Source organism: Rhodococcus sp. NPDC056960, assembly GCF_042674125.1.
Lineage (GTDB): Bacteria > Actinomycetota > Actinomycetes > Mycobacteriales > Mycobacteriaceae > Rhodococcus_F.
The window spans coordinates 342,100-367,794 of sequence record NZ_JBHURF010000002.1; the positions used below are offsets into that span (position 1 = coordinate 342,100).

21 protein-coding genes are annotated in these 25,695 nt (G+C 68.6%); 14 read left to right on the plus strand and 7 right to left on the minus strand.

Annotated elements, in window-relative coordinates:
• Positions 1 to 14 precede the first annotated feature (14 nt).
• On the minus strand, positions 15 to 221 hold the full coding sequence (locus ACFTWF_RS04610; RefSeq protein WP_378460087.1) for a heavy-metal-associated domain-containing protein: 207 nt from the start codon (positions 219 to 221) through the stop codon (positions 15 to 17).
• A 149-nt stretch (positions 222 to 370) separates the two neighbouring features.
• Here ACFTWF_RS04610 and ACFTWF_RS04615 point away from each other — a divergent pair, with 149 nt between their 5' ends.
• Positions 371 to 1,198 (plus strand): class I SAM-dependent methyltransferase, encoded by an 828-nt coding sequence (locus tag ACFTWF_RS04615; RefSeq protein WP_378460088.1) that lies wholly within the window; start codon positions 371 to 373, stop codon positions 1,196 to 1,198.
• A 47-nt stretch (positions 1,199 to 1,245) separates the two neighbouring features.
• Positions 1,246 to 2,583, plus strand: coding sequence for an amylo-alpha-1,6-glucosidase (locus ACFTWF_RS04620; protein ID WP_378460089.1), 1,338 nt, complete (start codon positions 1,246 to 1,248; stop codon positions 2,581 to 2,583).
• Between the two features lie 51 nt (positions 2,584 to 2,634).
• Here ACFTWF_RS04620 and ACFTWF_RS04625 read toward each other — a convergent pair whose 3' ends face one another.
• The 4 genes from ACFTWF_RS04625 to ACFTWF_RS04640 form a co-directional block, all read right to left on the minus strand.
• On the minus strand, positions 2,635 to 4,323 hold the full coding sequence (locus ACFTWF_RS04625) for a flavin monoamine oxidase family protein (RefSeq protein WP_378460090.1): 1,689 nt from the start codon (positions 4,321 to 4,323) through the stop codon (positions 2,635 to 2,637).
• Positions 4,320 to 5,120, minus strand: coding sequence for a carbon-nitrogen hydrolase family protein (locus ACFTWF_RS04630; RefSeq protein ID WP_378460091.1), 801 nt, complete (start codon positions 5,118 to 5,120; stop codon positions 4,320 to 4,322). The genes ACFTWF_RS04625 and ACFTWF_RS04630 overlap by 4 nt, the downstream gene beginning before the upstream one ends.
• Positions 5,117 to 6,574: an amino acid permease gene (locus ACFTWF_RS04635; RefSeq protein ID WP_378460092.1), complete on the minus strand. Its 1,458-nt coding sequence runs from the start codon at positions 6,572 to 6,574 to the stop codon at positions 5,117 to 5,119. Before ACFTWF_RS04635 ends, ACFTWF_RS04630 begins: the two co-directional genes overlap by 4 nt.
• A 93-nt stretch (positions 6,575 to 6,667) precedes the next feature.
• Complete coding sequence (locus ACFTWF_RS04640; RefSeq protein WP_378460093.1) at positions 6,668 to 7,288, minus strand: helix-turn-helix domain-containing protein; 621 nt, start codon at positions 7,286 to 7,288, stop codon at positions 6,668 to 6,670.
• Between the two features lie 109 nt (positions 7,289 to 7,397).
• Between ACFTWF_RS04640 and speB the strand changes: the two genes are divergently transcribed.
• From speB to katG, 4 genes are all read left to right on the plus strand, one after another.
• Positions 7,398 to 8,516 carry an agmatinase gene (speB, locus tag ACFTWF_RS04645; protein WP_378460094.1) on the plus strand — a complete coding sequence of 373 codons (1,119 nt, stop codon included), beginning with the start codon at positions 7,398 to 7,400 and terminating at the stop codon, positions 8,514 to 8,516.
• Positions 8,517 to 8,563: 47 nt separating this feature from the next.
• Positions 8,564 to 9,310 carry a glycoside hydrolase family 25 protein gene (locus tag ACFTWF_RS04650; RefSeq protein WP_378460095.1) on the plus strand — a complete coding sequence of 249 codons (747 nt, stop codon included), beginning with the start codon at positions 8,564 to 8,566 and terminating at the stop codon, positions 9,308 to 9,310.
• A 132-nt stretch (positions 9,311 to 9,442) separates the two neighbouring features.
• Entirely contained in the window at positions 9,443 to 9,877 is a 435-nt protein-coding gene (locus tag ACFTWF_RS04655; protein WP_213015178.1) for a Fur family transcriptional regulator, read from the plus strand.
• Positions 9,878 to 9,913: 36 nt separating this feature from the next.
• Positions 9,914 to 12,139 carry a catalase/peroxidase HPI gene (katG, locus tag ACFTWF_RS04660; RefSeq protein WP_378460096.1) on the plus strand — a complete coding sequence of 742 codons (2,226 nt, stop codon included), beginning with the start codon at positions 9,914 to 9,916 and terminating at the stop codon, positions 12,137 to 12,139.
• Positions 12,140 to 12,247: 108 nt separating this feature from the next.
• Here the strand turns inward: katG and ACFTWF_RS04665 are convergent, their stop codons facing one another.
• Complete coding sequence (locus ACFTWF_RS04665) at positions 12,248 to 13,420, minus strand: MFS transporter (protein ID WP_378460097.1); 1,173 nt, start codon at positions 13,418 to 13,420, stop codon at positions 12,248 to 12,250.
• 142 nt (positions 13,421 to 13,562) lie between these two features.
• Here ACFTWF_RS04665 and ACFTWF_RS04670 point away from each other — a divergent pair, with 142 nt between their 5' ends.
• Positions 13,563 to 14,924, plus strand: a complete 1,362-nt coding sequence (locus ACFTWF_RS04670) for an amidase (protein ID WP_378460098.1) — start codon at positions 13,563 to 13,565, stop codon at positions 14,922 to 14,924.
• Positions 14,925 to 14,945: 21 nt separating this feature from the next.
• On the opposite strand, the gene ACFTWF_RS04675 is transcribed toward ACFTWF_RS04670, so the two are convergent.
• Positions 14,946 to 16,133, minus strand: a complete 1,188-nt coding sequence (locus ACFTWF_RS04675; RefSeq protein WP_378460099.1) for a CaiB/BaiF CoA transferase family protein — start codon at positions 16,131 to 16,133, stop codon at positions 14,946 to 14,948.
• Between the two features lie 181 nt (positions 16,134 to 16,314).
• Between ACFTWF_RS04675 and ACFTWF_RS04680 the strand changes: the two genes are divergently transcribed.
• The 7 genes from ACFTWF_RS04680 (at position 16,315) to ACFTWF_RS04710 (ending at position 25,585) form a co-directional block, all read left to right on the plus strand.
• Positions 16,315 to 17,418 (plus strand): XdhC family protein, encoded by a 1,104-nt coding sequence (locus tag ACFTWF_RS04680; RefSeq protein WP_378460100.1) that lies wholly within the window; start codon positions 16,315 to 16,317, stop codon positions 17,416 to 17,418.
• A 91-nt stretch (positions 17,419 to 17,509) separates the two neighbouring features.
• Positions 17,510 to 19,204, plus strand: coding sequence for a PucR family transcriptional regulator (locus ACFTWF_RS04685; protein WP_378460101.1), 1,695 nt, complete (start codon positions 17,510 to 17,512; stop codon positions 19,202 to 19,204).
• A 164-nt stretch (positions 19,205 to 19,368) separates the two neighbouring features.
• Positions 19,369 to 20,805 carry a uracil-xanthine permease family protein gene (locus tag ACFTWF_RS04690; protein WP_378460102.1) on the plus strand — a complete coding sequence of 479 codons (1,437 nt, stop codon included), beginning with the start codon at positions 19,369 to 19,371 and terminating at the stop codon, positions 20,803 to 20,805.
• A 76-nt stretch (positions 20,806 to 20,881) separates the two neighbouring features.
• On the plus strand, positions 20,882 to 21,793 hold the full coding sequence (locus tag ACFTWF_RS04695; protein WP_378460103.1) for an FAD binding domain-containing protein: 912 nt from the start codon (positions 20,882 to 20,884) through the stop codon (positions 21,791 to 21,793).
• Positions 21,794 to 21,795: 2 nt separating this feature from the next.
• Entirely contained in the window at positions 21,796 to 22,440 is a 645-nt protein-coding gene (locus ACFTWF_RS04700; RefSeq protein WP_378460104.1) for a (2Fe-2S)-binding protein, read from the plus strand.
• Positions 22,437 to 24,938: an aerobic carbon-monoxide dehydrogenase large subunit gene (gene cutA / locus ACFTWF_RS04705; RefSeq protein WP_378460105.1), complete on the plus strand. Its 2,502-nt coding sequence runs from the start codon at positions 22,437 to 22,439 to the stop codon at positions 24,936 to 24,938. Before ACFTWF_RS04700 ends, cutA begins: the two co-directional genes overlap by 4 nt.
• A complete protein-coding gene (locus ACFTWF_RS04710; RefSeq protein WP_378460106.1) occupies positions 24,935 to 25,585 on the plus strand; it encodes a carbon monoxide dehydrogenase subunit G in 651 nt (216 codons plus the stop codon). Before cutA ends, ACFTWF_RS04710 begins: the two co-directional genes overlap by 4 nt.
• The last annotated feature ends 110 nt before the right edge of the window (positions 25,586 to 25,695 follow it).

Below are 25,695 nucleotides of genomic sequence, written 5' to 3' on the forward strand. Positions count from 1 at the left end.
GCTGGAGTGCCGGCTCAGCCGGCGAGTGAATACCCGGCTTCTTCGACGGCACCCTCGACGGCGCTCGGATCGAGGTCTGTGGTGCTGTCGATGACGACCGTGCCGGTGGCCAGGTCGACATCCACGGAGGTGACGCCGGGGAGGGCACTGATCTCCTCGGTGACGGAGGACACGCAGTGGTCGCAGGTCATGCCGGTCACGGTGACGCTCGAGGTGCTCACAGTTCTGCCTCTCTTCGGGGTAACGAGTCCATCTGTATAACTACCATACCCCCCTACCGTATTCCCGCGCATGTAGGTGAGCCCCACATACGTCCCGAAAAGTGATTGAGTGAAAACCGCATCGCACGGCACGGGGAAACGGAGGCGACATGACGGACGGAGGTCGGCCACGGGTGGACGCGACCACCCTGACCGGGGTGTCCGCGACGATGATGTGGACGCTCCGCAACCGCGCCGTGGATGCAGCGCGCCCCGACACCGAGTTCGCGGACCCCCGCGCCGTGACGCTCTACGAGACCCTCGACTATCCGTACGAGCAGTTCGGCAAGCCGAGCCAATCCCACGCTCTCCGCGCGCGGGCCTTCGACGAACAGATCCGGGCCTTCCTCGCCGACCACCCCGGCGGCACCGTCGTCGCCCTCGGGGAGGGACTGCAGACCAGCTACTGGCGGATCGCCGACCCCGGCGTCCGGTGGGTGTCGATCGACCTGCCCGAGGTGATCGCGCTGCGTCGGCGACTGTTGCCGGACGAGCCGAACGTCACCACGCTCGCGCAGTCGGCACTCGACCGGTCCTGGATGGACCACGTCGACCCCGACCGGGGCGTGTTCGTGTCGGCGGAGGGACTGCTGATGTACCTCCCCGCCGAGGCGTCGCTGTCCCTGATCGGTGACTGCGCCCGGCGCTTCCCCGGCGGCCGGATGCTGTTCGACTCCGTGCCGAAATGGTTCAGCCGGAAGACGCAGAAGGAATTGAAGATTCGCGGCGGATACACCGTCCCGCCGATGCCGTTCCACCTGTCCGCCGGCGAGGCGGCGGAACTGCCCGCCCGGGTGCCGGGCATTGCGTTCGCCCGGGAGGTCCCGTTGCCCCTCGGCCGTGGCCTGTGGGGTTCGGCCGCGCTCCGCCGACTGTCGGATCTGCCGCCGCTGCGCAACTCGCGGCCGACGCTGACGTTGTGCGGATTCGCGGGCTGACCCCCATCCGACGAGCGATGTGAGCCGACCCGCAGCAGAATGGTGCAATGGCGGACCGCGGATTCACCCCGACACAGCTCGCGGCACGTGCCGCGTACCTGCTTCGCGGCAACGACCTCGGCACCATGACGAGCGCCGCGCCGCGCCTCTACCCGCACATGTGGAGCTGGGACGCCGCGTTCGTCGCGGTCGGACTGGCACCGCTGAGTGTGGAGCGGGCCGTCGTCGAACTCGACACCCTGCTGTCGGCGCAGTGGAAGAACGGCATGATCCCGCACATCGTGTTCGCCAACGGCGTCGACGGATACTTCCCCGGACCCGCCCGGTGGGAGTGCGGGACACTCGCCGCGCATGCGCCCAGCGGAACGCAGACGTCGGGCATCACGCAGCCCCCGGTGCACGCCATCGCCGTGCAGCGCATCCTCGACCATTCGCGCAGGCACGGTCGCAGCACCCGCGCCGTCGCCGAGGAGTTCCTCGACCGCCGCTGGCCCGACCTCGTGCGCTGGCACCGCTGGCTGGCCAACGCCCGCGACCTCGACGGCAACGGCCGGATCGCGCTGTACCACGGCTGGGAGTCCGGCATGGACAACTCGCCGCGCTGGGACCACTCGTACGCCAACGTCGTGGCCGGGGCGATGCCCGCGTATCTGCGCGAGGACCTGTCCCACGTCACCGACACGGGACAGCGGCCGTCGAACGGCGAATACGACCGCTACCTGTGGCTGCTCGAGGAGATGAAGACCGTCCGCTACGACGACGCGGAACTGGCCACCGCCATGAGCTTCGCCGTCGAGGACGTGTTCGTCAGCGCCGTGTTCTCGATGGCATGCGAGGTGCTCGCGACCATCGGGGAGGAACACTCGATGCCGAACGCGGACGTCCGGGATCTGCACGGGTGGGCGGCCCGGTTCCGGCAGGGTGTTCTCACGACCACCGACGAACGATCCGGGGTAGCACGCGATTTCGATCTGCGCAGCGGCCGGTGGATTTCCACCGACACCCTCGCGATGTTCTCGCCCCTGCTGTGCGGCGGCCTGAGCCGCGACGCCGAACGCGCCCTGCTCCGCACATTCGAGGGCCCGAAGTTCTGCGGCCACCCCGACCTCCGGTACGCCGTGCCGCCGTCGACGTCGCCGGTGTCGGGCGACTTCCGCCCCCGCGAGTACTGGCGCGGTCCGGTGTGGCCGGTGATGACGTGGCTGTTCTCCTGGGCCTTCGCCCGCCGCGGATGGGCCGAGCGCGCGCACCTGCTGCGGTCCGAGGGGCTGCGGCAAGCCAGCGACGGCAGCTTCGCCGAATACTACGAGCCGTTCACCGGTCAGCCCCTCGGCAGCATGCAGCAGTCGTGGACGGCCGCTGCGGTTTTGGACTGGCTTGGCTAGCGCCCCGTGAGTACTTATTAACCGCCGGACGTTAATAAGTACTCACGGGCGCTAGTCGCAGAGGCGGATGGGGCCGAGGTCGGCGTACCGGTCGCCCGGGCCGGGGTTGTCGGCCGGGGCGGCACCGCCGAGGTGGTGCATCACGCCCCACACGGCGTTGAGGGCGGTCTGCACGGCGCCCTCCGCCCAGCCCGCGGTCCAGGAGATGTCGTCGCCGGCGAGGAAGATTCCGCGGTGCCGCGGGTCGAGTTCGTCCTGCACGAAATGGCTGAACAACCGTTCCTGGTACCGGTAGTGGCCGGGGAGGTTCGCCTTGAACGCACCCATGAAGTCGCGTTCGGTCTCCCACGACAGCGTCACCGGGGTGGCGATGACGTGGCTGCGGAAGTCCACACCCGGGTAGATCTCCTCCAGCGACTTGATCATCAGGTTCATCCGCTCCGTCGCGTCGAGCGGCAGGAGTTTGAGCGAATCGTCGGACCACGTGTAGGACAGGCAGATCAGGCCGGGCTTGTCGTCGCCGTGGTCGAGGAGGTAGGTGCCGCGGCTCATCCGGTCGGTCAGGGTCATGCTGACGAGGTCGCGGCCGGTCGCCGGGTCCTTGTCCTTCCAGAACGGGCGGTCGACGAGGGCGAACACCTTCGTCGACCCCATGTAGTGGGTGCGTTCGATGGCGGTCCAATGGTCGATCGGGAACAGGTCGTCGTCGCAGTGAATGTTGTTGAGCAGCATCCAACTCTGCGCCGTGAAGACGGCGGCCGGGTAGGTGCGGATCTCGCCGGACGAGTCGGTGACCGTGAACCGGTGCGGCGCCGTCCTGCGGACCTCGGTGACCCGCGGCCGGGTGCTCCCGCCGTTCAGCGAGCGCACCGACGTGCCGCCCGGCCAGTGCGCGATCCCCGAGGGGGTGTCCGTCCACAGGCGCAGCGGCAGTTGCTGTGACCCTCCGACGATGCCGCGGTGGTGGTCGTCGGCGGCGGTGATCACCACGCGCAGGATCTCGAGGATCGAGTTGGGGAAGTCGGTGTCCCAGCCGCCCGTTCCGAAACCGACCTGCCCGAACACTTCCCGGTGCCGGAACGACGCGAAATGCTTGGACGAGGCGAGGAAACCGTAGAACGTCTGATCGTCCAGCCGGACCACGAGGTCGTTCCAGATCCGTTTGAGTTCGGCGGTGTCGCGGTCGCGGATCGCCTGCTGCAGCGGGATCAGTTCGGCGTGGTCCTCGAGCGTGCGCTGCCAGGCGTCGGAGACCTCCCGGAACACGGGCGGCAGGTCGTCGAGGTGCTGCGCGTAGTAGCTTTCGCCCTTGAGGTCGATGACCGTGCTGGGGGTGGCGTCGGCGAGCGGGTTGGGGAACGCCTCCGTCCGCAGCCCGGTGGCGTCGAGGTAGTGGAACAGCGTCGTCGACGACGGTGGGAACCGCATCGCGCCCATCTCCGCCACCACCTCGGGGTGTCCCTCGAACGGCTGCGACCGCATCCGGCCACCGATCTGATCCGCCTCGTAGACAACCGGTTTGAGGCCGAGCTTCATCAGCTCGTACGCGGTGACCATCCCGGACAGTCCGCCGCCGATCACGGCCACCTCGGTGCCGTGCCGGTCGGCGGGCACCGAACCGAGGCCCGACGGGTGAGTGACGTAGTCGTCGTAGGCGAACGGGAAATCGGGCCCGAACATCGTCAGCGGCGGGACGTCCGTGTCCGCGGCGGTGCTGTCCGGGGTGACGGGGATCGTCATGAAGTCTTCTCCTGCAGGAAGGGGTAGAGGTCGAGGCGTCGGTCGTCGAGATGGGTGTTCTCGCGGCGGGATCGGTGGAGGTCGGCGACGTCGAGATCGACGATCGCCAGTTCCTCGTGGCGGCCGGACCGGGCGAGTTCGGTGCCGTCGGGTGCGATTGCGCAACTGGACCCGCAGTAGTCGAGGACGGCTTCGGTGCCGCACCGGTTGACGTACGTCACGAACAGCTGGCTCTCGTACGCCCGCGTGGGGACGACGGTCTCGGCGATGAATTCGTACGGGCTCATCAGCCCGGTGGGGACGATGAGCCATTGGGTGCCGCGGTCGGCATGTGCGCGAACGGCTTCCGGGAACTCGACGTCGTAGCAGATCAGGATTCCGCACCGGATTCCGTCGTGGTCGAACTGGACCACCAGTTCGTCACCGGCGGTGAAGTGGGTGCGGTCGAGTTCGCCGAACAGGTGGGTCTTGCGGTAGTTCGCCACCGACGTTCCGGACGAATCCACCACCTGCACACTGTTGTAGACGACGCCCCCGTCCGACTCGGGGTAGCCGTAGACGACGGTGATGCCGGACTCGCGGGCGATCTCCGTCACCCGTGCGGCGATCGGTCCGTCGGCGGGTTCGGCGCGCTCCGCGATGAGGGGTCCGATGTTGTAGCCGGTGGCCGCCATTTCCGGGCAGACGAGGATGGACGCCCCGGAAGCTGCCGCCGTCCGGGCGGCGGCGGCGAGGGCGGCGAGGTTCGCCGCGACGTCGGAGGACAGTTCGGGACCTTGGAACAGTGCCGCCCTCATCGTGCCTCCACTGCTTCCGGACTGTTGCGGAGTTCGGACTTGCGGACGCCGTACGCGAAGTAGATGGCGAGCCCCACCACCATCCACAGGGCGAACGCCACCCACGTCGAGACACCGAGGCCGAACAGCAGCAGCGCGCAGAACACGACGCCGAGGACGGGCATCAGCGGGAACAGCGGGGTCCGGAAGCTGCGGTGCAGGTCGGGGTGCCGGCGGCGCAGGATGATGACCGCGACGTTGACGAGCATGAACGCGAACAGTGAGCCGATGCTCGTCGCGTCGGCCAGTTCGCCCAGCGGAACGAATCCCGCGAGCGCGGACACGAGACCGCCGACGACCACGATGTTCACGACGGGCACCCGGGTGCGCGGGTTCACGCGGGAGAAGACCCGCGGCACGAGGCCGTCGAGCGACATCGCGTAGAGGATCCGGGTCTGCCCGTACATCACGGCGAGGACGACGCTCGCGATGGCGATCACGGCGCCCGCGGACAGGAGGACGGCGGGCCATGTGCTGGTGGTGGCGGCGTCGAGGATGGTCGCGAGTGCGGCGCCCTCGCCCGCGATGTCCTGCCAGGGCATCGCGCCGACGGCCGCGATCGCGACCAGGCAGTAGAGGATCGTGACGATCAGCAGCGAGAGGATGATGGCCCGGGGAAGGTCGCGCTTGGCGTTCTTCGCCTCGTCGCCCGCGGTCGAGGCGGCGTCGAAGCCGATGTAGGCGAAGAACACCTGGGACGCCGCGGCCGTCACCCCCGCCGCGCCGAGGGGCATGAACGGCGCGAAGTTTCCGGCCCGGAACGCGGTGAACGCGACCGCGCAGAAGAAGACGAGCACGAGGATCTTCAGCGCGACCATGATCGTGTTCACCAGGGCGCTCTCGGACGCGCCGCGGGTCAGCAGGGCCACCGCGACGAGCACGATGACGATGGCGGGCACGTTGACGACGCCGCCCGCTCCCGGTGATTCGCTGATCGCGGTGGGGAGCGCGATGCCGAACATGCCCTGCAGCAGTTCGTTGATGTATTCACCCCAGCCGACGGCGACGGCCGCGACCGAGACGCCGTACTCGAGCATCAGGCACCAGCCGCAGATCCAGGCGAACAGTTCGCCCATCGTCGCGTAGGTGTACGAGTAGGAACTGCCCGACACGGGGATGCTGCCGGCGAGTTCCGCGTAGGAGAGGGCGGAGAAGAGTGCGGTGAACGCGGCGAGCACGAACGCCAGGACCACGGCGGGGCCGGCCTTGGGTGTGGCCTCGCCGAGGATGACGAAGATGCCCGTCCCCAGCGACGCGCCGATGCTCAGCGCGGTGAGGTGCACCAGGCCCATGGATCGTTTGAGTCCGTGGCCGGGTTCCTGGTCGTTGCGCGCCACGATCGCCTCGACCGATTTGCGGGCACGCAGCGCGCCGGCCAGCCCCGGCGGGCGCGGAGAAATCCTGGTGATGTCCAACTTTTATCTCCTGAGCGGTGGAGTGACGCAGACAACAATGACCGCGGGAGCCGTGACTGTCAACACATGTTTCCTAAACCGCTGGGTTGTTTCCTATCGGGACGTGGGCCGGACGTCGTCCGGGAGTGCGGGGGCGAGAATCCACAGCACGGTCGCGGTCTCGTCGCCGAGCGCGCGGAAGCTGTGCGGCAACTGCGGTGAGAAGGTGAAGGCGTCCCCGGTCGCGAGCGACACGTCCTCCCCGGTCTCCGCTCCGTTGAAGGAAATGCCGATCCGGCCCGAGACGACGTAGACGAATGCGACGTCGACGGGCAGTTCGTACGTCTCGGAGCCGCTGCCGCCGCCGGGTTCGATCCGGCTCAGAAGCGACTGGATGCGGCGCTCGCCGAACGGGGTGAGCAGGAACTCGGCCATGCGCTCGCCGCCGAAGCTGATCGGCGGATACGCGTCGGCACGGACCACCTCGCCTGCGGCGGAGTTCTCGAACAACGATCCGACGGGGATGTTCAGTGCGGCGCAGATCCGCACCAGCGTGGCCACCGACGCGCTCGCATGATCCCGTTCGATCTTCGACAGGTACCCCTTGGTGATGCCGCAGCCGGCGGCCAGTTCGTCGAGGGTGAGGCGCTGAGCCTGCCGGGCCGCCTTGAGCCGGGGGCCGATCCTGGGTGCGTCGACGCTCGACGCACCTTCGGTTGCGAGCTCGTTCGCCATGCATCGATCCTTCTTTGTGTCTCGTATAGGAAACAGGTGTTGACAAGAATGTGTTCCAAGGAAACGATACGACGAAGCCACGTCCCCGGCACACACCGAAGGATTTCCGATGACCAATGACGAAATGCAGGGCCCAATCGACGCGTCCCGCATCCAGGGCCCAATCGACGCGTCCCGCATCCAAGGCCCAATCGACGCGTCCCGCATCCAGGGCCCAATCGACGCGTCCCGCATCCAGGGCTCCGTCGACGCGACCCGCACCCCGCGCTACGCCGAGCCCAGCACGTTCGCCCGCCTTCCCCGGCTCGACGAGGTGTCCCGCGCCGACGTCACGGTGATGGGCGTCCCGTTCGACTCCGGCGTGAGCTACCGCCCCGGCGCGCGCTTCGGTCCGGGCCACATCCGCGCGTCGTCGAAGCTCCTGCGTCCGTACAACCCGGCCCTGGACGTGCACCCCTTCGCGGCGCAGCAGGTCGCCGACTTCGGCGACATCGGCGTCAACCCGTTCGACATCCAGGAGGCGCTGGCCACCGTCGACGGCGCCGTCACCGACCTGCGCAAGGACGGCTCGACCGTGCTGACGCTCGGCGGCGACCACACCATCGCCCTGCCGATCCTGCGGTCCCTCGCCCGCGACCACGGTCCGATCGCCGTCTTGCACTTCGACGCGCACCTGGACACGTGGGACACCTACTTCGGCGCCCCGTTCACGCACGGCACCCCGTTCCGGCGGGCCGGCGAGGAGGGGCTGATCGACCTCGAGCGGTCGCAGCACATCGGCATCCGCGGTCCGCTGTACAGCAAGAAGGACCTCGAGGATGACGCCGTTCTCGGTTTCCAGGTGATCCGCTCCGACGACTACGAGGTGGACGGCGTCGCCAGCATCGTCGAACGGATGCGTCGACGGCTCGACGGCGGTCCGGTCTACGTGTCGGTGGACATCGACGTCCTCGATCCCGCGCACGCGCCGGGCACCGGAACACCCGAGGCCGGCGGCATGACGTCCCGCGAGTTGCTGAACACGCTGCGCGGACTCGTCGGCCTGAACGTGGTCGGCGCCGACATCGTGGAGGTTGCGCCCGCGTACGACCACGCCGAGATCACCGGCATCGCGGCGGCGCACGTCGCGTACGAGTTGCTGTCGGTGCTCGCGATCAACGCATCGACGGCGCCGGGACGGGCCGCCCGCGGCGAGGCACTCCGGCAGGCGGCGTATGTGACGAAGTGATTCCCGTTGGCGCGTGCGGGCGGGGGGAAGGCACTACCCTCGGGCGCATGGCTATCGGGGTGAAGGTCCGAAGGTTCTCCAAGATCGCACCACTACTGCTCGCCGGGGCGCTCGCGGCCGCGTTGCCGGGGAATGCCGCAGCCGAACCCGTCCGAGGTCCGGACGTCGCGTCGTGGCAGCACCCAGGAGGGTCGCCGATCGACTGGTTCGCCGTCCGCAACGCCGGCCACGACTTCTCGATGGTCAAGGCGACCGAGAGCCTGAACTACGTCAATCCGTACTTCGTGCAGGACTGCCTCGCCATGCGGGTGGCCGGGGTCGCGCGGGGCGCGTACCACTACGCCGACCCCGCGCAGTCGCCCGAGGCGCAGGCCACGTTCTACTCGACGGTGGTGCTGGGCATCAACGGTCCCGGCGACCTGCCGCCCGTTCTCGACCTGGAAGTGTCCAACGGATTGCCGCCCGCGGCCCTGATCGACTGGACGCACCGCTACCTGAACACGGTCCAGTCGCTCACGGGACGTCAGCCGATCATCTACACGTACCCGACCTTCTGGCGGACGGCGATGGCGAACACCACCGAGTTCGCGGGATACCCGCTGTGGATCGCCGACTACAACGGTCAGAACGTCCCCGGTCCGCTTCCCGGTGGCTGGGGCAACTGGACGTTCTGGCAGTACACCAGCACCGGGCGCATCCCCGGAGTCAACGGCGACGTCGACCTCAACGTCTACAGCGGGGCGCAGGGCGACTTCGCGCGGTACTCCAACAGCGCGTCCCCGTTCGGCAGCTGACCCCTGCCCGCGGCGCCGAAAGTCGGGCCTCCCGGCGTCCACTTCGGGCGAATAAGCTGGGGCTGCGAGATTAATTTTCGCAAAGTCTGGGTTCAGTCCAGAAAAGTAAGTCATAGTGTGTGAGTGCCGTCGATGCCGGATTACGCAGAGCTGCTGCGTGGTGCTGAACTTCGCGTGACCCGCCCCCGGGTCGCGGTGCTGGAGGCGGTGCATGCACGTCCGCACGCCGATACGGAGACGATCTTCGGGGCTGTACGCACGGTCCTGGAGGGGGTCTCCCGACAGGCCGTGTACGACGTGCTGCACGCCGTGACCGCCGCGGGGCTCGTGCGCCGGATTCAGCCACCCGGTTCCGTTGCCCGCTACGAGTCGCGGGTCGGCGACAACCACCACCACGTCATCTGCCGGTCCTGCGGGGCCATCGCCGACGTCGACTGCGCCGTCGGCGAGGCGCCCTGCCTGACACCGTCCGACGACAGCGGTTTCGTCGTCGACGAGGCGGAGGTCGTGTACTGGGGCCGTTGTCCCGACTGCTCCACGTCACATACGTCCCGATTATCCCAATGACCACAGCCCGATTCGCTCACTCTTGGAAGGAATGCTGTGTCCGATAGCTGCCCGGTCGCTCATGAGGGAAAGTCTCAGAGCACCAGTGAAAGTGAAAACCCCGCAATCCCGTCGCCCACTGCCAAGGAGCATCGGCCGAGTACCAACCGCGACTGGTGGCCGAACCAGCCGGAGCTGTCGGTGCTGCACGCCCATTCGTCCAAGGCGAACCCGATGGGCGAAAACTTCGACTACGCCGAAGAGTTCGCGAAGCTCGACGTCGAGGCGCTCAAGCGTGACGTCATCGCGTTGATGACGGCCTCCCAGGACTGGTGGCCGGCCGACTACGGCCACTACGGCGGTCTGTTCATCCGGATGAGCTGGCACGCCGCGGGTACGTACCGCATCGCCGACGGTCGCGGCGGCGGTGGTCAGGGCGCCCAGCGCTTCGCCCCGCTCAACAGCTGGCCCGACAACGCGAGTCTCGACAAGGCCCGCCGCTTGCTGTGGCCCGTGAAGCAGAAGTACGGCAAGCAGGTCTCCTGGGCAGACCTCCTCGTCTTCGCCGGCAACTGCGCCCTCGAGTCGATGGGGTTCAAGACGTTCGGCTTCGGCTTCGGTCGTGAGGACATCTGGGAGCCCGAGGAGATCTACTGGGGTCCCGAGGACACCTGGCTCGGCGACGAGCGCTACAGCGGCGACCGCGAACTCTCGGGTCCGCTCGGCGCCGTGCAGATGGGCCTCATCTACGTGAACCCGGAGGGACCGAACGGCCAGCCGGATCCGCTGGCAGCCGCCCGCGACATCCGGGAGACGTTCGCCCGCATGGCGATGAACGACGTGGAGACCGCGGCGTTGATCGCCGGTGGCCACACGTTCGGCAAGACGCACGGCGCAGGCGACGCCGACCTGGTCGGTCCCGAGCCGGAAGCGGCCCCGATCGAGCAGCAGGGCCTGGGCTGGAAGAGCGCCTTCGGCACCGGCGTCGGCAAGGACGCGATCACCAGTGGTCTCGAGGTCGTGTGGACGCCCACTCCGACCAAGTGGGACAACAGCTTCCTCGAGGTGCTGTACGGCTACGAGTGGGAGCTGACCAAGAGCCCCGCCGGTGCCTGGCAGTGGACCGCGAAGGACGGCGCGGGCGCGGGCACCATTCCCGACCCGTTCGACTCGTCGGCGGGACGCGCCCCGACGATGCTGACCACGGACCTGTCGCTGCGCATCGACCCGGCCTACGAGAAGATCACCCGGCGGTGGCTGGACCATCCGGAGGAGTTCGCCGAGGAGTTCGCCAAGGCGTGGTACAAGCTGCTGCACCGCGACATGGGACCCGTCACGCGCTACCTCGGCCCGTGGGTGCCGGAGGCGCAGTTGTGGCAGGACCCCGTTCCCGCCGCCGAGCAGAAGCTGATCGGTGACACGGAGATCGCCGCTCTCAAGAGCAAGATCCTCGACTCCGGTCTGTCCATCTCCCAGCTGGTGTCCACCGCCTGGGCGTCGGCGGCCAGCTTCCGCGGCACCGACATGCGTGGTGGCGCCAACGGTGCGCGTATCCGTCTTGCGCCGCAGAAGGATTGGGAGGTGAACAACCCGGCCGAGCTGTCCACGGTGCTGCAGACCCTGGAGCAGATCCAGCAGGACTTCAACTCCTCGCAGTCGGGTGTGTCGGTCTCCCTCGCCGACCTGATCGTTCTCGCCGGAACCGCGGCGGTCGAGAAGGCGGCGAAGAATGCCGGACAGGACGTCACGGTCCCGTTCACACCCGGGCGCACGGATGCCACCCAGGAGCAGACCGACGTGGAGTCGTTCGCGGTGCTCGAACCGCGCGCCGACGGCTTCCGCAACTACCTCCGCGCCGGAGAGAAGTTGCCCGCCGAGGCTCTCCTCGTCGATCGCGCCTACCTGCTGACGCTGACCGCCCCGGAGATGACGGTCCTCGTCGGCGGCCTGCGGGCCCTGGGCGCCAACTACGGGCAGACCAAGCACGGCGTCTTCTCCGACAAGTCCGAGGCGCTGACGAACGACTTCTTCGTCAACCTCCTCGACATGGGCACGGAGTGGAAGGGATCGGCCTCGGCCGAGAACGTCTACGAAGGCAGCGACCGGGCCACCGGCAAGGCCAAGTGGACCGCCACCGCCGTCGACCTGGTCTTCGGGTCGAACTCGCAACTGCGCAGTCTCGCCGAGGTTTACGCCACCGACGACGCGAAGGGGAAGTTCGTGCAGGACTTCGCGTCCGCGTGGGTCAAGGTCATGAACCTCGACCGGTTCGACATCGCCTGATCATCTCCACCCACGACACCCCGCGAATTCCGACTCGCGGGGTGTCGTGCTGTGTGGTCGCGCCACCCCCACGTGAGTGGGAAAGCGTGCCCGGGCACACTTTGCCACTCACCTGGGGGTGAGGTGCCTTTCCTTCGCCTTCCGCCCGACTGCGACGGATGCCAGCATGAGCAGTGCGGCCCCGAGGAAGCAGGTGGCGTAGCCGAGGTGTGGTGCGAGCACCGAGATGAGGAAGGGGACCGCGAAGCCGATGTAGATGAGGCAGTAGAAGACGGCCACGGTCTGTGCGAGTTCGTCTTCCGGCGCCAGTTGTTCGACGGACGCGAGACCGGAGCCGAGCAGGATGCCGTAGCAGGAGCCGAGGAGGAGTGCCGCCACGACGATCGCGGCGACTGACAGTGTGCCGTGTGTGTATGCGACGACGGTCGCGGCGCCGAATCCGAGCACGCCGAGGGTGATGCCGACGCGGACGCCGGCCGCGTCGTCCTGCTGCGACCACCGTTTGGCCCACGGCTGGATCACCGCGCCGGTGAGCAGTGTCAGCGCGGCGACGAGACCGGTGAACGCCACCGAGGTGGAGCGCAGCGACTCGGACACCAAGGGCGGAAGGGTCGCGAACGATACCGTCGCGACACCGAACACCCACGGCGCCCAGGGGGCGATGCCCCAGCGGAATTGCCGGGTCGACAGCGCGGACAGGGATTTCGGGGTGCTGCTCGTGGCGCGGCCCCGCGCATCGGGCACCGACCACACCAGCGCCAGCGCGCCGATCATCAACGCGATGTGCACCAGGTACGGGAGCAGTTCGGGCGCGGGCAGCCACTGTGCGATCACACCGGCGAACAGGGCTCCGCAGCCGAACCCCGCGGACAACGACACGGCGGCGCGGCGGGCCCCCGCCCCGGCCGGCGCGTCGGTGCTGAGTTCCTTCATCCAGGCGGTACCTGCGCCGAACGCCATGCCGGACGCGAGGCCGGCCAGCACCCGTCCCAGATACAGCAGGTCGGGGACGGCGGCCCCCGCGATCAGGACGAGCGACGAGACGATGGCGACGGGGATCATGGGGCGGATCACCGCCCGCCGGCCGAACCGGTCGGACACGCGCCCGAAGTACAGCAGGGCCGGGATCAACCCGACCACGTACGAGGCGAGCATCGCGGTGAACGAGCCGTTGCCGAGGCCGAGATGCTCGCGGTAGACGAGTTGCATCGGTGCGAACTGGTTGGCACCCCAGCTGACCGCGAACATCGCGACGGCGAGGCGGACCCACGGCGAGAGCATCACCCGATCCTCCCAGAGCCCGTAGCGCGGGGAAGTATCAACTCTTCACAGCCCGGGACCCCTATTCCTGTGCAGACTGGCCGTGTGCGACGGGTTCGGGGACCTCTAGCGTCGACCCCTGAGCACGAGCCGAGGAGGACATGTGTGGGGTAACGACGGCAGCTGGGTCGGCTCGGACGCGCACGCGATCGCCCGCGCCGTGACGAACCGCGAGGTGTCCGCGAGCGAGGTGCTGGCCGACCACCTGGCGCACATCAAGGCCCGGAACCCGGAGCTGAATGCGCTGGTCACGGTCGCCGAGGATCAGGCGATCCGGGCCGCCGACGACCTCGACGTCCGGATCGGCCGAGGTGAGGACGTCGGCCCGCTGGCGGGGGTCCCGTTCACGGTGAAGGACCTGATCGCGACCGCGGGTGTTCGGACGACGGCGGGATCGCGCGCGCTCGAACACAACGTGCCGCGCGTCGACGCCCCCGCGGTGGCCGCGATGAGGGCGGCCGGCGCGATTCTCGTCGGCAAGACGAACACCCCCGAGTTCGGGGCGAGCGGCCTCACCCACAACGACCTCTTCGGGTACACCGTGAACCCGCTCCGGCCCGACGGTGTTCCCCGTTCCCCCGGCGGGTCGAGCGGCGGTGAGGCGGCTGCCATCGCGTCCGGGATGAGCGTCGTCGGGCTCGGCACCGACTTCGGGGGCTCGGTGCGCTGGCCCGCCCACTGCACCGGACTGCGCTCCGTCCGCCCGACCATCGGCCGGGTGGACCCGGACGGCCAGTATCCCGGGGTCCCGTCGGGCGAGCATCTGCTGACCAATCCGGCGACGATGCACGGCACGCTGCAGACGATCGGCCCGATGGCCCGGACCCTGGAGGACGCGGCCCTCATGCTGCGGGTGCTCTCGTCCCGGCAGTACTCCTGGACCGACCCGCGCTCGGTGGACCCTTCGCGCCTCGACATCACGTGGGCGCCCGGCGAGGGAACCGTCCCCGTCGACGACGAGATCGTCTCCGCCGTCGCCGGTGCCGCCGGCGGGCTCGGTGCCCGCGCGTACCGGGGTGCGGCGCTCGCGGAGGGTAACGCGTTGTTCGGGCGGCTGCGGTCGGTCGAAACCCACACCGACATAACAGAACTTGGCACCGGTTTCGGGACGAACATCGCCGCGATGCTCGCCGACGTGCAGGACGTGGACCGCCGTCTGGTGGAACGGCTCTGGGCGCAGCGGTCCGAACTCGTGCATCGCCTGCTCGGCGAGATGGGCGACATCCTCGTCCTGCCCGTCGCCTCGATCCCGGCGCCGCCGCTCGGGGACGAACAGTTCGCCGTCGGTGGGCAGACGCTCACCTGGGCGCAGGCCCTGGCGAGCTGCCGCGCGATCAGTGTCACCGGCCTGCCGTCCGTCGTGGTTCCGGTGGGAAACACGAAGTCGGGGTTGCCGATCGGCGTGCAGATCGTCGCGCGCCCGTGGTGCGAACACGTGGCGTTGGCCGTGGCCGCCCGGTTGTGAGGCGGCCACGGCCGACCCAGGTCAGATCACCCGGTCGCGCCGCAGACTGTCGATGTCCTCGTCGCTCAGCCCGAATTCGGCGAGCACCTCGGCCGTGTCCTGCCCCAGCACCATCGGCGGAGCGTTCCGGATCGGCAGCGTCTCGTCGTTCACCCAGAACGGCCCGCGGACCAGCGGCACCTCACCGCCGTCCGGGGTGGCCACGGGCTGCACCATTTTCAGGGCCTGTACCTGCGGGTCGGCGAACGCCTGATCGATGGTGTGGACGGGGCCGCACGGGATGCCCGCGGCGCGAATGAGCGTCACCCAGTCGGCGGCGGGTCGCACGGACAGCAGCTCGAGCAGTTCCTTCGTGAGCCGATCGCGGTGCGCGAGTCGTGACTGGCCGGTGCGGTATTCGGGCCGGTCGGCGAGATCCGGGTCCCCGAGAATGCCGCACAGTGCCTCCCAGTGCCGGTCCGAGCCGGTGGCGATGATGATGGGGAAATCGGCGGTGTCGAACGTGCCGTACGGCGTGATGGTGGGGTGCGTGTTTCCGTTCGGCTCCGCGACGCGTCCGGTGCTCAGGTAGTCCTGCGCCTGGAACGACATGATCGACAGCGCCGATTCGAGCAGCGACGTCTGCACGTGATGACCGGCGCCGTCGCGTCCGCGGGCCACGAGTGCCGCCGTGATGCCCAGCGCCGCATAGATACCGGACACCGTGTCGATGATCGGGATGCCGACGCGCATCGGGGTGTGGTCGCCGGCGCCGGTCACCGACATCAGTCCCGACATGCCCTGCGCCACCTGGTCCAGGCCGGGTGAGAACTGCTCGGGGCCGGTCGGTCCGAAACCGCTGACGCTCATGACGATCACCCCGGGATTGTCCGCGGCGAGCGATTCCTGATCCAGTCCCATCTCGGCGAGGACGCCGGGGCGGAAGTTCTCCACGATGACGTCCACTCCGACGGCCATGCGGCGCAACAAGGTCCGGCCCTGGTCGGTGCGCATGTCGAGCGCGACCGAGCGTTTCCCGCGATTGACGGACGTGAAGTAGAGGCTGTCGCTGCCATCGAACGGCGGCCACTGCCGGGAACTGTCACCACCGGAACGGGTCTCGACCTTGATGATGTCGGCGCCGAAATCGGACAGCAGCGCCGTGCACAGCGGGCCGGCGAGCGCGCGCGTGAGGTCGAGGACCCGGATCCCGCTGAGCAACTGGTTCATGGTGGATCCTCGGTTCTCTGGAAAGGAAGGGGGGACCGTCCGAGAATTACGGACCCGCCGACCGATAGCGATGGCGAGAATGCACAAGCGGCCGCCGGGGATTTCGGCGCTTTGTGTGCCACGACGGCGGGTCGTCGCCGGTTAGCGTGAGCTACCGAACATCCCCGAGGAGGACGAGACGATGCGCGACATCCTGACGGGCCTGGAATCGTGGTTCGACCGCGGCGAGAACTTCGCCCTCGCCACGGTGGTGCGCACCTGGAAGTCGTCGCCGCGGGCGCCGGGTGCGGCGATGGCCGTGTCGGAGTCCGGCGAGGTGCTCGGCAGCGTGTCCGGTGGCTGCGTCGAGAGTGCGCTGTACGAGACGGCGCGGGACGTGCTCGCCGACGGGCGGAGCCGCACCGAGGTCTTCTGCGTGGCGGACGACGACGCCATCGGTGTCGGCCTGACGTGCGGCGGCACCATCGAGGTGTTCGTGCAGCGGATCGGGCCCGCGGACTTTCCCGATTTCGCGTCCGTGTCGCGCCGGATCCGCGGCGGCGAGTCGATCGCCGTCGTGACGGAGACCGGCGACGATGCCCGGACCCGGCGCTGCGTGATCGCCTCGGACGGGCCGGTGGGCGACCTCGAGCTGTCCGAGTCCGACGTCGAGAGCGTCCGTCGTGGCCTCGGCGCCGGCGAGTCGGTCGTGTATCAGCTGCAGTCGGATGCGGTGTGCATGGTCGAGATCTTCGCGCCGCCACCGCGGATGTACGTCTTCGGGGCCATCGACTTCGCGGCGGCCATGTGCACCCTGGGCGCGTTCGCCGGCTACCACGTCACGGTGATCGACGCCCGCGCCGTCTTCGCGACCCGTGCCCGGTTCCCGGACGCCGACGACGTCGTGGTGATGTGGCCGCACCGGTTCCTCGAAACGGCCCCGGTGGACCGCCGGACCGTCCTCGCCGTACTGACCCACGACGAGAAATTCGACATCCCGCTGCTGCGGCTCGCCCTGCGGTCGGACGCGGCGTACATCGGCGCGATGGGCAGCCGGGCCACGCACGAACGCCGGGTCGCTCTGCTGCGGGAACAGGGCACGACCGCCCGGGAACTGGCGCGACTGCATTCGCCGATCGGCCTCGACCTCGGCGCCCGCACCCCCGAGGAGACGGCGGTGTCGATCCTCGCCGAGATGATGAAGACGACCCGCGGCACCACGGGACTCGAGCTCCAGCTGCTCAGCGGCCCGATTCACCGTGACGCGCCCGGCGGCACCGGCCGACCGCTCGAGTGCACCGCATGACCGACGTTTGACGGGTATTCGGGTCGCGACTTATGGTCACACTTTCGCGCCATTAGGGGCGTGTGTCGGATCAGGTGAGCAGGGTGTTGCAGTGACGACGAGGGATGTCGGCGGTTCCGCTGCCGGGTTCCGCGCGGCCGCCGACACCGGGCCGGTTCTGGACCTTCCCCCGCAGTCGTTCGCCGAGGTGCTGACGTCCGACCTGCTCGTCTCCCCGACGCTGCTCGCCGGCAGCGAGGGCACCAACCGTGAGGTGTCGAACGTCGCGGTGATGGCGGTGCCGGACATCGGACCGTGGCTCCGGACCGGGCAGTTGCTGATCACGACCACCTCGGTGCTCGGCCGGCTGGTCGAGCCGGTCGACGTGTTTCTCACCCGACTCGACCGGCGCGGCGTCGCCGGGCTCGCGGTGCGACTCGACGACGGCACCGCGGCGCTTCCGGCCGAGATGTGCGATGCCGCCGACGAACTCGGGTTTCCCGTCGTGGTGGTCGCGGACCTGTATCCGCAGGCGCATCCCCTCGCCGGTGACCTCGCGGAGTTGTCGGCCCGGCAGGTCGACGCCGTGTTCGAGGCGGACCGGTTGCGCAGGGTGCTCGTCGACGTCGTGATGGCCGGCGGAGGCTTCGCCGAACTCGCCGATGCCGTCGCCCGGGAACTGGGCGGCGCCGTGCTGATCACCACCCCCGACGGCCGTCAGCTGTGCCGCGCCGGCGACGAGTCCGAATTGCGCCGGCTGGCGTCGAGTGCGGCACTGGACTCCACCGGGCGGGTCCGCACCGATTCCACCGAGGGCGGTCTCGGCCTGCACCGGTTGGGCGACGAGTTCATCGCGGTCTCCGCCATCTCGGCCAACGGCATCGATCACGGGCGGCTGGTGCAGTCCAGCACCGGGCGGCAACTGAGCAGCGAAGACCTGTACCTCGTCGAGCAGGCCGCGGCGGTGTGCGCGCTCGTGGTCGCCCGCGAACTCGTCGTGTCCTCGGTGGAGGAGAAGCACCGCGCCAACTTCGTCCGCGACCTGCTGCTGGGCCGCGGCGGCGAACACGAGCACGTCGTCGCGCACGCCAAGACGTTCGGCTGGGACCTCGACCGTCCCGTGGTGGTCGTGGTGATCGAACCCGATCCGGTCGGTGAGGACGAACCGTCGATGCCCCGGATGCCCCTCGTCGAGCGGCAGGCGCGGGCATTCACCAGCGCCGTCGCGGGCCGTGACCCCGGCGCCGCCGTCACCGCGCTGCCGACGGAGACGGTGATCCTCATGGGGGTCGGCACCGACACGATGAACCTCGTCCACGAACTCGTCGCCTACGTGCGCGGCGACGGCGGCGGCGGACGCCGGGCGTTCGGGGTGGGTGTCTCCCGGCCGACGGACTCGGTGGACGGCATCCCCGCCCTCTACGGCCAGGCGCGGACCGCGCTGAAGGTGGGGCGGCAGATCACCGGCGCCTGGGCGGTGACGCATTTCGACGACCTCGGCGTCTACCGGTTGCTGAGCCTCGTCGAGGACGACAGCGAACTCGAATCGTTCGCGAGCGAGACGCTGCGCGAACTGACCGCCGACACACCCGAGGCGCAGGACATGCGGCGCACCCTGGAGGTGCTCCTCGCCACCAACATCAACATCGCCGAAACCGCACGTCAGCTCCATTTTCACTACAACACCCTGCGGTACCGGGTGGTGAAGCTCGAGAAGATGCTCGGGTCGTTCACCGATCACCCCGAATTGCGCCTCGACCTGTCGCTCGCCCTCAAGATCATGGCGATGCGCGGCATCAATTCCTAAAGTTGCCAATTTCGCCGGGCACGCCCTGGCAGATTCTTCTCACGCCGGTGGGCTGACGCTGTAATAACGTTTCCCTCCTATCGAGGTGTAACTGTGACGTGCGGCACACTGCAAGAAGCCGGCCGCCGGCACCCCTGCACCGCCACTGTCTGAAAGGTCCCCCTATGCCTATCTGGACACTGCACGGAGATGGCAAGACCATCGCACCCGGGGAGGTCGTCACGCCCGGCGAACGGCTCAGTTGGGGCCGCACGATCGGGCTCGGCGGGCAGCACGTGGTCTCGATGTTCGGAGCCACGTTCGTCTTCCCGATCATCATGGGTCTCAATCCTCAACTGGCCGTGATGATGTCGGGTTTCTGCACCCTCTTCTTCCTGCTGGTCGTCAAGGGCCGGATCCCCAGCTACCTGGGAACGTCGGCCGCATTCGTCGGCGGTATCGCCGCCATCCGAGCGCAGGGCGGCACGTCGGCGCAGGTGACGGGCGCGATCCTGGTGTCCGGTCTCGTGCTCGCCGGGATCGGCGTGCTGATCCACTTCCTCGGCGGTGGGGTGGTGTTCAAGATCCTGCCGCCCGTGGTCACCGGCGCAGTGGTCATGCTGATCGGATTCAACCTGGCCCCGGTCGTCGCGGGAACGTACTGGCCGCAGGACCAGTGGGTCGCGTTGACGGTGATGATCGTGCTGGTGGTCGCCAGCGTCGCGCTGCGTGGATTCCTCGGGCGGGTCGCGATCTTCCTCACGCTGCTCTTCGGGTACGTGCTGTCGTGGGTGCTCGACCTGACGACGGGGATGATCACGTCGTACGACCCGGTCGCCGGCGGCGTCACCGAGCACTTCCGCGTCAACTGGGACGGCGTCTCCTCCGCGTCGTGGATCGGGCTTCCGCCGTTCTCCGACGAGGCGAACGGCATCGTCGGCATTCACGCGCCGTCGTTCAGTCTCACGTTCATCGTCCTCGTGCTGCCCGGTGTGATCGCCCTGATCGCGGAGAACGCCGGACACGTCAAGGCCGTCGCCGAGATCACCAAGACCGACCTCGACCCGATGATGGGACGCGCCCTGATCGGCGACGGCCTGGCCACCACCATCGCGACCAGCGTCGGCGGATCCCCCACGACGACGTACGCGGAGAACATCGGCGTCATGGCCGCGACCAAGGTGTACTCGACCGCCGCGTACGCCGCGGCCGGGGTGATCGCGATGCTGCTGGGCTTCTCCCCCAAGTTCGGTGCCGTCATCTCCGCGACCCCCGGCGGTGTGCTCGGCGGAATCACCGTGGTGCTCTACGGGATCATCGGCCTGCTCGGCGCGAAGATCTGGAAGGAGAACGGCGTCGACTTCGGCAACCCGCTCAACCTGATGCCCATCGCGGCGGGCCTGATCATCGCGATCGGTGACACGGAGCTGAAGTTCACCGACACGTTCTCCCTCAGCGGCATCGCACTCGGCACGATCGTGGTGATCGGGATGTACCACTTGTGCCGCGTCATCGCCCCGAAGGACATCGACGACGCCGACGACCCCGGCACCGGCCGTCACCACCCGAAGCCGACCGCGGACGACGGATCGGCCCCGGATCGGGTCGGTCAGCTCACGTGATCTGCCAGCGTCAGCACGTGAGTTTTGTCACTAGTTCACGAAACGTCGAGCGTACGATACGGGCAGGATCTGAGGAATGAAACCGTCGCCACTGACTTATCACCGACCTCGGTCGATCGACGAGGCCTGTCAGATCCTCGCGGACGTGGCTCATGAGGGCAAGGTGCTCGCGGGCGGGCAGTCGCTGATCCCGTTGCTGTCGATGCGGCTGGCCGCGCCTGCGCACCTCGTCGACATCGGATCTATCCCCCGGCTGGACGCGGTGTCGTCCTCGCGTGACCTCGGTGTCACGTTCGACGCCCTGACCACGCATTCGGTGCTCGAAGCCGACCGTGGCGCCGCGCAGGTGCAGCCGCTGATCGGCCGCGGGCTGCGTCTGGTCGCGCACCCCACCATCCGTAATCGCGGCACGACGGTCGGCTCGATCGTGCACGCCGACCCGTCCGCGGAGATGCCGGCGGTGCTCGCGTTGCTCGGCGGTTCGATCACCGTCCGTTCGGTGCGCGGGGTTCGGGAGATCCGGGCGAGCGACCTGTTCGCCGGGCCGCTCGAAAGCACCCTGGAACCGGACGAGATCGCGACCAGTGTCACGGTCCCGGCCGCCGAGCCCGGGGTCGGGACCGCGATCGACGAGATCGCCCGTCGGCACGGCGACTACGCGCTCGTCGGAGTCGTGGCGCAGGTGCGGGTCGAGGGCGGTGCCGTGGCGCAGGCCCGGATGACGTATGTCTCGGCCGGCGAACTCGGTGAGGTCGTCGACTACACGGACATCCTCCGGGGCGCGTCCGCCACGGACGACCGGGACCCGTTGTGGCGGAACCTGTCCGAGTTCGCGCGGGAGCGGATCGACACCGAACCGGACATCCACGCCACGGCGCGGTACCGGTCGCAGTTGGTGGCGGCGCTGACCGCCCGGGTCGGGTTCGCGGCCGCACAGGATGCAGTACTCGACGGTGCCGCCGTGCACGTGTCGGCGGGAGGAAGGTGACCATGGCAAGGGCAAAGCAGAGCATCGACGAGCAACTCGCCGAGCTGCACGAGGAGACCGGCGAACAGCACGTCGCGGTGACGTTCACGCTCAACGCGGTGACGCAGACGGTGCTGCTGCCGTCGCGCACGCTCGCGTCCGACGCGATCCGGCACCATCTGCGCCAGACCGGAACACACGTCGGCTGCGAGCACGGAGTCTGCGGCGCCTGCACCGTCCTGCTCGACGGCAAGCCGGTGCGGTCGTGCCTGGTGCTCGCGGCGAGCCTGGAGGGCCGGGAGGTCACCACCGTCGAGGGTCTCGTCGAACCCGACGGCACGCTGCACCCGGTGCAGCAGGCGTTCATCGACTGTCACGGCCTGCAGTGCGGTTTCTGCACTCCGGGTTTCGTCACCACCATCGCCGCGTTCCTCGAGGAGAACGATTCGCCCACCCGCGAGGAGGCCACCGACGCGATCGCGGGCAATCTCTGCCGGTGCACCGGATACCAGAACATCCGCGCGGCCGTTCTGCGCGCCGCGGAGATCAAGCGCGAGCGTTCGGGCGAGTTCCCGCTCGGCAAGGACGACGAGTCGGCACGCGCCTCACTCGACCCGAAGGTCCGGGGCACCACCAATCCCGTCGGGGGAAGGACAGGGCGAGCATGAGCGTCACGAAACCCCGCACCGAACCGGCACGTACGAAGGAAAGCGGCTCGGGGGCGGTCGAATCCGAGAAGCTGTTCGGCAAACCGATTCCCCGCACCGAGGACGCCCGACTGCTCAGCGGTCAGGGCCGTTACCTCGACGACCTGGGCCACAACGCGCTCATCGCGGCGTTCGTCCGATCACCGCACGCGCACGCCCGCATCACGGCGATCGATATCGATGCCGCCCTGGATCTGCCCGGCGTGCACGCGATCTACACGTACGACGACCTGGTGGACGACTCCCCGGAGATGGCCGAGAATCTGCCGCTCCTCATTCCGCACCCGGCGATCACCGCCCCGCGCAACGGGTATCCGCTCGCCAAGGACGAGGTGAATCACGTCGGCGAGGCGATCGCGATGGTGGTCGCCGACAACCGGTACATCGCCGAGGACGCGTGCGCCAAGATCGACGTCACGTACGAGATGCTCGCACCGGTCGTGGGCATAGAGGTGGCGCGGCAGGCGGAGAACGCCGTGCATCCGGACGTCCAGGACAACGTGGCGGCACACCTGCAGCACGGTTTCGGCGACGTGGATGCCGAACTGGCGAAGGCACCGCATCGGCTCACCCTGAACCTCGAGATCGAGCGGTCGGCGTCGATGCCGATGGAAGGCAAGGGCGTCTACGCCCGCTGGGACACCGACGAGCAGGCGCTCACGTTCTGGACGTCCACGCAGACGTCGACGTCGGCGCGTGCCGCGATCGCGGCCCGACTGAAGATGGCGCACAACAAGGTCCACTGCATCGCGCCCGACGTCGGCGGCGGCTTCGGCGTCAAGATCGTCCACCCGTGGCCGGAGGAGGTCATGGTGACCTGGGCCGCGCGGCGACTCGGGACGGCGGGCATCTCCAGCGAGGTCAAATGGGTCGAGGACCGGCGCGAGCACTTCGTGTCGAGCGCGCACGAGCGCGGCCAGATCCAGGAGGTGACGGTCGGTTTCGACGACGACGGCACACTGCTCGCGTTCGATTTCTCGTTCTGGCACGACAACGGCGCCTACCTGCCGTACGGCATCATCGTCATGCTGAACACGTCGACGCAGGTGCTCGGGCCGTACAAGCCGAAATCGTTCCGGGTGGACGCGTACTCGCTGTACACGAACACCGTCATCGTCACGCCGTACCGCGGCGCAGGCCGCCCGCAGGCCGTGTTCGCGATGGAACGGGCGATGGACGCCATCGCGAAGTATCTCGGCAAGGACGTCATCGAGGTCCGCGAGCACAACTTCATCCGTCCCGAGGAGATGCCGTACGACTTCCACCTCACGTTCCAGGACGGCCGCCCGCTGATCTACGACACCGGCGACTACCAGGCGGGTATCGACAAGCTGAAGAAGCTCATCGACTGGGACGGGTTCGCCGAGTACAAGAAGCAGGCGAAGGCCGAGGGCCGGGCCGTGGGCATCGGGATCGGCGCCTACGTGGAGGGCACCGGGCCGGGCCCGTACGAGGGCGCCCACGTCCTCGTCGAGACGTCCGGGAAGGTCAAGGCCGCAACGGGTCTGACCACGCAGGGGCAGGGCCATCAGACGGCGTTCGCGCAGATCGTCGCGGACGACCTCGGCGTGCCCGTCGCCGACGTCGAGATCGTCACCGGTGACACCCGCCGATTCGGTTATGCCGTCGGCACGTTCGCGTCCCGCGGCGCCGTCATGTCCGGTTCGGCGTTTCACGTGGCCGCGCAGATGGTGGCGGAGAAGGCCCGCACGATCGCCGGGGAGGCACTGAACCTCGATCCCGCCGAACTGGAACTGCGTGGTGGGCACGTGTGCAAGATCGGCACACTGCCCGGCGCCGAGGGCACGTCCATCTCGCTGGGTGTGGTCGCCGTGCTGTCGAACCCGCTGCGGTACGCGTTCGACGACGCGTCGCGGCAGGCCACCGGATTCGCGAAAGCGGACACGGACATGACGATTCCGCCGGTCCGCGAGGGTGAACAGCCCGGACTCGAGGCCACCGGCTACTACTCGCCGCCGACGTCGACGTTCGCGTCCGGCGTGCACGCGGCGATCGTCGAAACCGATCCGGTGACGGCGGAAATCCACGTGCGGCGGTACGCGGTGATCCACGACTGCGGCAACGTCATCAACCCGCGGATCGTCGAGGGCCAGGTCATGGGCGCCGTCGCGCAGGGGGTCGGCGGCGCGCTGTACGAGAAGATCGTCTACGACGAGCACGGGCAGATGCTGAACGCGTCGTACATGGATTTCCTGATGCCGTTCGTCACCGAGATGCCCGACTCCCTCGAGATGGACCACACCGTCACCCCGTCCGGTCTCAATCCCCTCGGCATGAAGGGTGCAGGTGAGGCCGGCGTGATCCCGACGTCCGCCGTCATCGCGGCGGCGATCGAGGACGCGGAAGGCTTCCCGATCACATCCATGCCGATATCCCCTTCCGAGTTGTTCGAGCTTCGCCTCGCGCACGCGTCGTCACAGAGCAAGGAGAACGAATGAGAATCGCAGGCACCGCCCTACTGACCGCCCCGCCGGAGGCCGTGTACGACAACCTGCAGGACGGAAAGGTCCTTGCGGCCACCATCCCCGGGGTGCAGTCCCTCGAGCAGCTCAGCGACAACCACTACAAGTTGTCCATCACCGCGGGCGTCGCATCCATCAAGGGCACCTATGACGGCGAAGTGATTCTGTCGCAGCAGAATCGGCCCCAGTCGTTCGTGATGACGGCGTCCGGGGCCGGTGCTCCCGGCACCGTCAAGGCGGACGTGACGGTGCGGCTCGAGGAACGCGACGGCGGCACCCTGCTCAGCTACGACGCCGACGCCGTCGTCGGCGGCATGGTCGGCGGTGTCGGGCAGCGGATGATCACCGGTGTGGCGAAGAAGATGGCCGGGGTGTTCTTCAAGGGCATCGACGGCGTGATCGCCAACGGCATCCCGGCGGCGGAGGTCGTCGCGGCGGCCGGTGAGGTCCCGGCGATTGCCGGCACTTCCGCGGCAGCCCCGGTTCCGGTTGCCGCCCGGATGCAGACACCCGAGGGGGCGTCCACGGCAACCGTTCTCGCGTCGGCAGCCCTGGGTGCCGGCATCGCGCTCGCCGGTGTGCTCGTCGGCGGCATTCTCGTGCGGGGGACCTGCTCGAAGTAACCCCCGCGCATACCCGTCCCACGGCACCCCGAACCCTGCGGTTCGGGGTGCTGTCGTCTGTCCGGGGCCACCGGATCGCGGGCCGCGCCGAACGAGGACCGGTGAGTTCG

What these genes read in the sequence shown, in the direction of transcription:
- ACFTWF_RS04700 (WP_378460104.1), top strand. Translation starts at nt 21,796, where the DNA reads ATGGCAAGGGCAAAGCAGAGCATCGACGAGCAACTCGCCGAGCTGCAC.
- cutA (WP_378460105.1), top strand. Translation starts at nt 22,437, where the DNA reads ATGAGCGTCACGAAACCCCGCACCGAACCGGCACGTACGAAGGAAAGC.
- ACFTWF_RS04630 (WP_378460091.1), bottom strand. Translation starts at nt 5,120, where the DNA reads ATGAGGGCGGCACTGTTCCAAGGTCCCGAACTGTCCTCCGACGTCGCG.
- ACFTWF_RS04675 (WP_378460099.1), bottom strand. Translation starts at nt 16,133, where the DNA reads ATGAACCAGTTGCTCAGCGGGATCCGGGTCCTCGACCTCACGCGCGCG.
- ACFTWF_RS04710 (WP_378460106.1), top strand. Translation starts at nt 24,935, where the DNA reads ATGAGAATCGCAGGCACCGCCCTACTGACCGCCCCGCCGGAGGCCGTG.
- ACFTWF_RS04650 (WP_378460095.1), top strand. Translation starts at nt 8,564, where the DNA reads ATGGCTATCGGGGTGAAGGTCCGAAGGTTCTCCAAGATCGCACCACTA.
- ACFTWF_RS04680 (WP_378460100.1), top strand. Translation starts at nt 16,315, where the DNA reads ATGCGCGACATCCTGACGGGCCTGGAATCGTGGTTCGACCGCGGCGAG.
- ACFTWF_RS04620 (WP_378460089.1), top strand. Translation starts at nt 1,246, where the DNA reads ATGGCGGACCGCGGATTCACCCCGACACAGCTCGCGGCACGTGCCGCG.
- ACFTWF_RS04640 (WP_378460093.1), bottom strand. Translation starts at nt 7,288, where the DNA reads ATGGCGAACGAGCTCGCAACCGAAGGTGCGTCGAGCGTCGACGCACCC.
- ACFTWF_RS04665 (WP_378460097.1), bottom strand. Translation starts at nt 13,420, where the DNA reads ATGCTCTCGCCGTGGGTCCGCCTCGCCGTCGCGATGTTCGCGGTCAGC.
- ACFTWF_RS04655 (WP_213015178.1), top strand. Translation starts at nt 9,443, where the DNA reads ATGCCGGATTACGCAGAGCTGCTGCGTGGTGCTGAACTTCGCGTGACC.
- speB (WP_378460094.1), top strand. Translation starts at nt 7,398, where the DNA reads ATGACCAATGACGAAATGCAGGGCCCAATCGACGCGTCCCGCATCCAG.
- ACFTWF_RS04690 (WP_378460102.1), top strand. Translation starts at nt 19,369, where the DNA reads ATGCCTATCTGGACACTGCACGGAGATGGCAAGACCATCGCACCCGGG.
- ACFTWF_RS04695 (WP_378460103.1), top strand. Translation starts at nt 20,882, where the DNA reads ATGAAACCGTCGCCACTGACTTATCACCGACCTCGGTCGATCGACGAG.
- ACFTWF_RS04615 (WP_378460088.1), top strand. Translation starts at nt 371, where the DNA reads ATGACGGACGGAGGTCGGCCACGGGTGGACGCGACCACCCTGACCGGG.
- ACFTWF_RS04625 (WP_378460090.1), bottom strand. Translation starts at nt 4,323, where the DNA reads ATGACGATCCCCGTCACCCCGGACAGCACCGCCGCGGACACGGACGTC.